This is a genomic window from Bordetella petrii (assembly GCF_020991325.1).
In the GTDB taxonomy this organism is placed as follows: domain Bacteria; phylum Pseudomonadota; class Gammaproteobacteria; order Burkholderiales; family Burkholderiaceae_B; genus Bordetella_A; species Bordetella_A petrii_E.
Genome location: NZ_JAJMLX010000004.1, coordinates 46,639 through 52,977, shown reverse-complemented (window position 1 = coordinate 52,977; position 6,339 = coordinate 46,639). Strand labels below are relative to the sequence as shown.

The 6,339-nt window shown below is 64.3% G+C and carries 7 protein-coding genes; 2 read left to right on the top strand and 5 right to left on the bottom strand.

Annotated elements, in window-relative coordinates; translation table 11 throughout:
• Window positions 1-299: amidase family protein (locus tag LPZ50_RS01195; protein ID WP_268903117.1), on the bottom strand; the 299-nt coding region annotated here is incomplete at its 3' end.
• A 128-nt stretch (window positions 300-427) separates the two neighbouring features.
• On the opposite strand from LPZ50_RS01195, the gene LPZ50_RS01190 reads away from it, so the two are divergent.
• Both LPZ50_RS01190 and LPZ50_RS01185 read left to right on the top strand, forming a co-directional pair.
• On the top strand, window positions 428-1,117 hold the full coding sequence (locus LPZ50_RS01190) for a TetR/AcrR family transcriptional regulator (RefSeq protein WP_230656682.1): 690 nt from the start codon (window positions 428-430) through the stop codon (window positions 1,115-1,117).
• Between the two features lie 47 nt (window positions 1,118-1,164).
• Window positions 1,165-2,646, top strand: a complete 1,482-nt coding sequence (locus tag LPZ50_RS01185) for a TPM domain-containing protein (protein WP_230656680.1) — start codon at window positions 1,165-1,167, stop codon at window positions 2,644-2,646.
• Window positions 2,647-2,661: 15 nt separating this feature from the next.
• Here the strand turns inward: LPZ50_RS01185 and LPZ50_RS01180 are convergent, their stop codons facing one another.
• From LPZ50_RS01180 to LPZ50_RS01165, 4 genes are all read right to left on the bottom strand, one after another.
• Window positions 2,662-3,453, bottom strand: coding sequence for an SDR family oxidoreductase (locus LPZ50_RS01180; RefSeq protein ID WP_230656678.1), 792 nt, complete (start codon window positions 3,451-3,453; stop codon window positions 2,662-2,664).
• Window positions 3,450-4,406, bottom strand: a complete 957-nt coding sequence (locus tag LPZ50_RS01175; RefSeq protein WP_230656676.1) for a tripartite tricarboxylate transporter substrate binding protein — start codon at window positions 4,404-4,406, stop codon at window positions 3,450-3,452. Before LPZ50_RS01175 ends, LPZ50_RS01180 begins: the two co-directional genes overlap by 4 nt.
• Window positions 4,407-4,471: 65 nt before the next feature.
• Window positions 4,472-5,305: an amidohydrolase family protein gene (locus LPZ50_RS01170; protein ID WP_230656674.1), complete on the bottom strand. Its 834-nt coding sequence runs from the start codon at window positions 5,303-5,305 to the stop codon at window positions 4,472-4,474.
• Window positions 5,298-6,257 (bottom strand): isocitrate lyase/PEP mutase family protein, encoded by a 960-nt coding sequence (locus LPZ50_RS01165; RefSeq protein ID WP_230656672.1) that lies wholly within the window; start codon window positions 6,255-6,257, stop codon window positions 5,298-5,300. Before LPZ50_RS01165 ends, LPZ50_RS01170 begins: the two co-directional genes overlap by 8 nt.
• Window positions 6,258-6,339: the final 82 nt, after the last annotated feature.

Here is a 6,339-nt window from a genome sequence, read left to right as displayed (position 1 = left end):
GCCGCCGTGGTGGGCAGCCCCGCCGTATAGATGTTGTCTTTGACGGCGAACGGAATGCCGTCCAGGGGCCCCAGGCGCCGTCCTGCCCGGGCACGCGTGTCCGCCGCCCGCGCCGCCGCCATGGCCGCGTCGCGATCGTGGCGCAGATACGAATGAATAACCCCGTCAACCGCCCGGATACGTTCGAATACCGCCTGCAGCAAATCGACCGACTGCCATTCGCCCGCCTCCAGCCCGCGGCTGGCGTCGGCCGCCGACAGCGATGCCAGGCCGGCGAATGTATTACTGACCAAAGTCATATATTTGTATAAAACATCAGTTTGAAATGATTGTTTTAATTATGATGTCGGGTATCGTGCGGACGCAAGCCGTATTTCGTCCGTGAAAACCCGCAACCGGCGGGCCCACCATTACGCCGCAGGGCACGATGCCAGCACTCGAAGACAGCGACACGCGCAACAGTCCCCGCCGCCAGGCCATCCTGGCCGCCGCCAAAGAACTGGTGGCGCGCAAGGGCCCCAACGGCACCACCGTGCGCGACATCACTGCGGCGTCGGGCGCCAACGGCGCGGCGGTGAACTATTACTTCCAGTCCAAAGACGGCCTGGTCGACCTGGCCCATCGCGAAATCACCGGCAACGTCAACCAGGAACGCCTGGCCCGGCTCGACGCGCTGGAACTCCGGGCCAAGGGCAAGCCCCTGAAGCCCCGCAGCATCCTGGCCGCACTGATCGAACCCATACTGACCATGTCGCGCTCGGCCGACGGCGGCAGCCTGTATGTACGCAGCGTGTTCCAGATGCGCATCGACACCCGCGCCGGCTACGACACCTTCGGCCTGAACCAGCACGTGCCGCGCCGTTTCGTCGACGCCATCGCCAAGGCCTTTCCCGGCCTCACCCGCGAAGAGGCCATCTGGCACTACGAGTTCGCGCGCGGCTCCGCCATCCACATGCTGGCCAACCTGGATCCTCTTTCGCGCCGCTTCGAATTGCTGGGCCGCGAACCCGGGCAGGCCTTGCCCGACTCGCCCGCTTATGAACTGGACCAGGCCCAGATCGACCGCGTCATTACCATGATCATGCCCGGCTTCGGCAAGCGCTCGGGGAAGGCTTGATGCCGGCGGCTCCCGGCCTTCCCGCCTTTTCCGCCCCGTCCCGCGCCATGCACAGGCGGCTTGTCCTGCTGTTTGCCGCGCTGGCCGGCCTGCTGCTGTGCCTGGCCAGCCATGCGCAGCACTCCGTCGAATCCGTGCCCAACCCCAAAAACCAGGGCAACGCGCATTACGTCAGCGATCCCGACGGCAACCTGGCCAGCGACACCCGCGCCCAGCTGGACGCCATCAGCGCCGCCATCGAACAGGCCAACGGCAGCGAGTTCGCCGTGGTGGTGGTCAACGACTACCAGGGCGACAGCGACTTCGATTTCGCGCTGGACCTGTTCAACCACTGGGGCATAGGCAAGCAAGGCAGCGACAACGGGCTGCTGCTGTTCCTGAGCATGGACAGGCGCGAATACCGGTACATCAGCGGCTACGGCGTTGAAGGCATCTTCCCCGATGCCCTACTGAAGCAGATAGGCGAAACCTACCTCGTGCCTCACCTGAAGGCCGGCAACACCGACATGGCCGTGCTGGCCGCCGCCAAGGCGGTGCAAAGCGTGTTCCTGTCGCCCACGCATCAGCTTGAGTTGGCCAATCTGCAGGCCTATCGGCCCACCTTCTGGAACCGTCACGCCGCCACGCTAGAACAAGGCCTGTCCGTGCTGGCACTGTATGGCTTCGCCATGGGCTGGATGACCATGGCGCGCAGGCGCGTACTGAAAAAGTACAAAGCCCGGCGCACCCCATACAAGTCGCATTCATTCTGGTTTGCCCTGTTCACCTACCTATTCCTGTTGTTTCTGACCCTGTTCGTGTTCGTTTTCCTGGAAGTGGTCGACCAGGTCTACCGGTTCAAGAACCTGCCCTACTTCATTGCCGCGTTCGGCACGCTGCTGCTGCTGTTCCACTACCACGGCTGCAGCCAGTACCTGAAGAAAAGCACCCGCGACCGGAAAACCGGCCTGGACATGCTAGTGGCGTACGCGCGCCTGAGCCTGGTGCCGCTGCTGTTGTCGCCGGTGGCCTACAAGGCCTATTACAACTTGGCCAGGCACCGCAAGAATGCCCGCCTGCGGGAAATCCCCCCCGCCGCGCCTGGCAACTGGTCGCGGGTCAATCGCGACAGCATCAAGCGCGCCGACGTGAAGCGGTACCTGACGGAACTGCAGATGCGCGAAGAAAAACTGGGCGCCAGATCGTATGAAATCTGGCTGGACAAGGCCGCGGGCCGTGTCCAGCTCATCGATTTCCCCGGTGAAAACACCAAGCGCTACAGCGTTTGCCCCCAGTGCCATGGGCAAACCCTGCAGAAACCGGACATCAAGGTGCGCAAGCGCGCCACCCGCAGCCAGGAAGGCGTGGGCGAGCGCATGCAGGAATGCGCCTTCTGCGACTACACCCTATCGCTGGGCATGGTGGCCTTGGCCAAGCTGCAAAGCAAATCCAGTTCCAGCAGCTCGGGCGGCGGCGGGGGCAGCAGCAGTTCCGGAGGCAGCTTTGGCGGAGGTTCCAGCGGCGGCGGCGGGGCCGGGGGAAGGTGGTGATAGAAGCCGCGCGCTTCACCGCCGCCGCATCGTCTCCACGTTCCCGCACACGCCCAGCGACTGCCCGCTGATGTGCCGGCCGCGCGGCGATGCAATGAATAGCACCAGATCTGCGATTTCCTCTTCGCTGGCTTTCTCACCCAGCGAGATCGTGTCCAGATAGCGTGCGTTCATGGCATCTTCGCTGATCCCCAGGCGCACGGCCTGCGCGGCAAGCTGGACGCGGTGCCGTTCCGTATCCACAATGCCGGGCAGAATGGCGTTCACCCGTATGCCGTATTCGCCCAGCTCCATCGCCAGTGTTTGGGTCAGCCCGACAATGCCCCACTTGGACGCGGCGTAGCTGCTGCGCAAGGGATAGCCCAGCCGCCCCGCCACGGACGACATGTTCACCAGGCTGCCGCCCCCGGCCGCCTTCAGCAGCGGCACCCCAAAGTGAGCGCAATTGAACTGGCCGACCAGGTTGACCGAGACTGCCCGGCTCCATTCGACGGGATCATTCTCGTCGACCGGACCGAAAGGCCCCGTGACGGCGGCGTTATTGACCAGCACGTCCAGCCCGCCCAGCGCCAGGCCCGCCCGCGAGAACAGCGCCGCCACCGAGGCTGGGTCCGCAACGTCCGCCTGAAACCCGATCAAGCCAGGATCGCTCTCCGAAAGCGGTGCCAGCGCGTCTTGGTCGTTGTCGCATACCGCAACCCGTGCGCCGTCGGCTGCAAATGCGCGGGCAATGGCCAGGCCGATGCCGCGCGCCGCCCCGGTCACGAGCACGCGCTGTCGTACCGGGACGGAAGCGGGGTTCATCATTGCTTCTTAAGGCCCAGGGTTTTGACCAGGTCGCCCAGCTCCGCGTATTCCTTGCGGATGTGCTGGGTGAATTCCTTGCGCCGCAGAATCTTCTTTTCCACTCCGGCGGTTTCAAAGAACTTGGCCATCTCCGGCGAATCGGCGGCTTTTTCGAAGGCATCGGCAATGCGCTCCACGGCCGCGTCCGGCGTGCCCGCGGGCACCACGATGCCATGCCACAGCAGCGTTTCTTTTTCGGGAATGCCGAGTTCTGTCAGGGTGGTGGCGCGCGGCAGGGCCTTGACCGGGTCGGCCCCGGTGGCCAGCAGGCACTTGATGTCGCCCTTCTTGTCCAACCCGGCAGCCGGCGGCACCGAGCCCACGTAAATATCCACCACCTTACCCAGCAGGGCCGGCATGGTTTCCCCCGCGCCCCGGTAGGGAATATCGCGCGCCTTCACCCCAAACGCCTGGAACACGCGCTCGGCGGCCAGTTGGCCGGGGCCGGCCACACCGTCGGTGCCGAAGGTGTAATGCCCGGGCTTGGCCTTCAACTGGTCCAGCAGCTCTTTGCCGTTATTCGCTGGAAAATCACTGCGCACGCACAGCACGTAAGGCGCGGCATCCAGCTGGATTACCGGTATGTAATCATCCAGCCCGTAAGTGGTGTCGATGGAATGCGGCGCCACGGTAATCGGCCCCATCCATACCCCCGCCATCGTCAGGCCGTCGGGCTTGGCGCGCGCCAGCTGGCCCACTCCGATGGCGCCGCCCGCGCCCCCTGCGTTCTGCACCACCAACGTGGCGTCCAGGTAAGGTTCGGCGTAGCGCGCAATTGCGCGGAACAGCGAGTCGGTGCCGCCCCCTGGAGCGGTGGGGATGATCATTTTCACCACATCGCTGGCCGCCGATACATTGGCCAGACCCGTCAGTGCCGCAAACAGCGCCGCGCCCAGAAGCTTATGCTTTCTCATAATGTTGTCTCCTAACCCACTTGGTGGATACTGAAAAATCGGCGGGCCCGGCAGGGCCCGCCTTGCTATGCGCCGAATCCGAACGCTTCGTAGGCGTTCTTTGTCAGGACCCGGTTGCGCATCTGCTCATCCGGCACGCATTCGAACAGCGACTCGATGCACTGCCGGTAGGTGATCTTGTCTTCATGGCCCACCCAGGGCCAATCCGTTGCCCACACCGCGCGCTCGCCGTTCGATTGCTGGATGATTTTTTCCGCCAACGCCGGCGCACGGCTGCCGCGCAGGCGGAACGGCGCCGACAGCTTCACCCAGGTATTGCCCGCCTGCAGCGCATCCAGCAGGGCCAGGAACCCCGCGCTTTGTATCCCATCGCTGCCGCCCGGGTTGCCGAAATGATCAACCACCGCGCGCGCGCCGCTGGCATTAATGGCGGCAAGAACCGGCGGCAAGTGTTCGCCTTCCAGATACAGCTCGATATGCAGCCCCAGGTTCCGCGCCTTCGCCAGCAGGCCCTGGTATTCGCTGGATCGGATGTCCGGCAATGTCTGCCGCTTCACCCAGTTCAGGCGGATGCCGCATACGCCTTGCGCCTGCATGCCGGCCAGCGATGCTTCACTGACATCGGGCTCCACGATCGCGGTACCCCGCAACCGGCCCCCGGACGCCTGCAGTGCCTCCAGCAGCACCTGGTTATTGGCGCCATAGAAGCTGGGGGCCGTCAGCAAGCCGTACGCCACCCCATGCGCCGTGAGCGTGTCCAGATAGTCCTGCATGGTGGCATCGCGGGCCGGCTGCGAATGCCTGTCGCTGACCAACTGCACCTGCTTCTTGATCACGTGCGCATGGCAATCGACCGATCCCGAAGGCAGTGCGAAAGGCGCATTGGCCGGACTACCCATGCGCCGCTCCCGCGGCGGCATGCACGGCACCCACCGGCCCGCGCCCGTACTTGGCGGCCTTCTGGGCATCGGTAAGAAACCGCTCTTCCAGGTCCTTCACTTCCGCCATGCCCATGATGTCGTTCAGTTCTTCGAAACTCAGCGCCGCGTCGGGGCGGTCCTCGGGCTTCCCGCTGGCCAGCGACTGGCCCAGAATCTCCAAGCCTTTCTTCATGCCGGCCAGGGCGCAGGCCGTGAGCAGGCGCGGGTAAATCACCACCGCCACCCCCAGGTCCTGCAACTGCGCGGCCGACAATAGCGGCGTGGTCGAACGCTGGCGTATCCCGAAACCCATGTTCACGCACAGCGGCTTGGGGACATTGGCCGCCACCGTGCGGATCTGTTCGGCATCCAGCAGCGCATCGGCGAACAGCAGGTCGGCTCCCGCCTCTGCGTAGGCATTCAGGCGCCGGATGACCTCGTCCAGGCCGTGGGTGGCCAGTGTGTCGGTGCGCGACTTGATCACGAAATCCTGGTCGGCGCGCGCCTCGCACGCGGCGCGCAGCTTCTGCACCATCTCGTCCTGCGGAATGACTTCCTTGCCGCGCATATGGCCGCAGCGCTTGGGCCACACCTGGTCTTCCAGCATGATGCCCGCCGCGCCCGCCTGCTCGAACGCGCGCACCGTGTGATACACGTTCACCGCATTGCCGTAGCCGGTATCCGCATCCGCCAATAACGCAAGATCGGAACATGCCGCAATGCTGCGCACCGCGGCCACGTTCTCTTCCATGCCCATGATGCCCACGTCCACCTGGCCCAGGCGGGTTTCACTGACCCCGCTGCCCGTGATGAACGCGCTGGTGTAGCCCATATGCTCTACCAGGCGCGTGCTGAACCCATCGAACACGCCCAGCTGCACCAATATTTCCGGCGCATGAATCGCATCCCGCAACCGCTTGGTCTTTGTCATCGTTGTCTCCGTAAGAAGCCGGATATGGGTATCCTAGCAACGCGCCGCCTATTAAACTAATTAAACTTTTTCGGCGAAATGC

Coding starts and splice junctions, on each gene's coding strand:
- LPZ50_RS01175 (WP_230656676.1), bottom strand. CDS start 4,406: ATGAGAAAGCATAAGCTTCTGGGCGCGGCGCTGTTTGCGGCACTGACG.
- LPZ50_RS01190 (WP_230656682.1), top strand. CDS start 428: ATGCCAGCACTCGAAGACAGCGACACGCGCAACAGTCCCCGCCGCCAG.
- LPZ50_RS01165 (WP_230656672.1), bottom strand. CDS start 6,257: ATGACAAAGACCAAGCGGTTGCGGGATGCGATTCATGCGCCGGAAATA.
- LPZ50_RS01180 (WP_230656678.1), bottom strand. CDS start 3,453: ATGATGAACCCCGCTTCCGTCCCGGTACGACAGCGCGTGCTCGTGACC.
- LPZ50_RS01185 (WP_230656680.1), top strand. CDS start 1,165: ATGCACAGGCGGCTTGTCCTGCTGTTTGCCGCGCTGGCCGGCCTGCTG.
- LPZ50_RS01170 (WP_230656674.1), bottom strand. CDS start 5,305: ATGGGTAGTCCGGCCAATGCGCCTTTCGCACTGCCTTCGGGATCGGTC.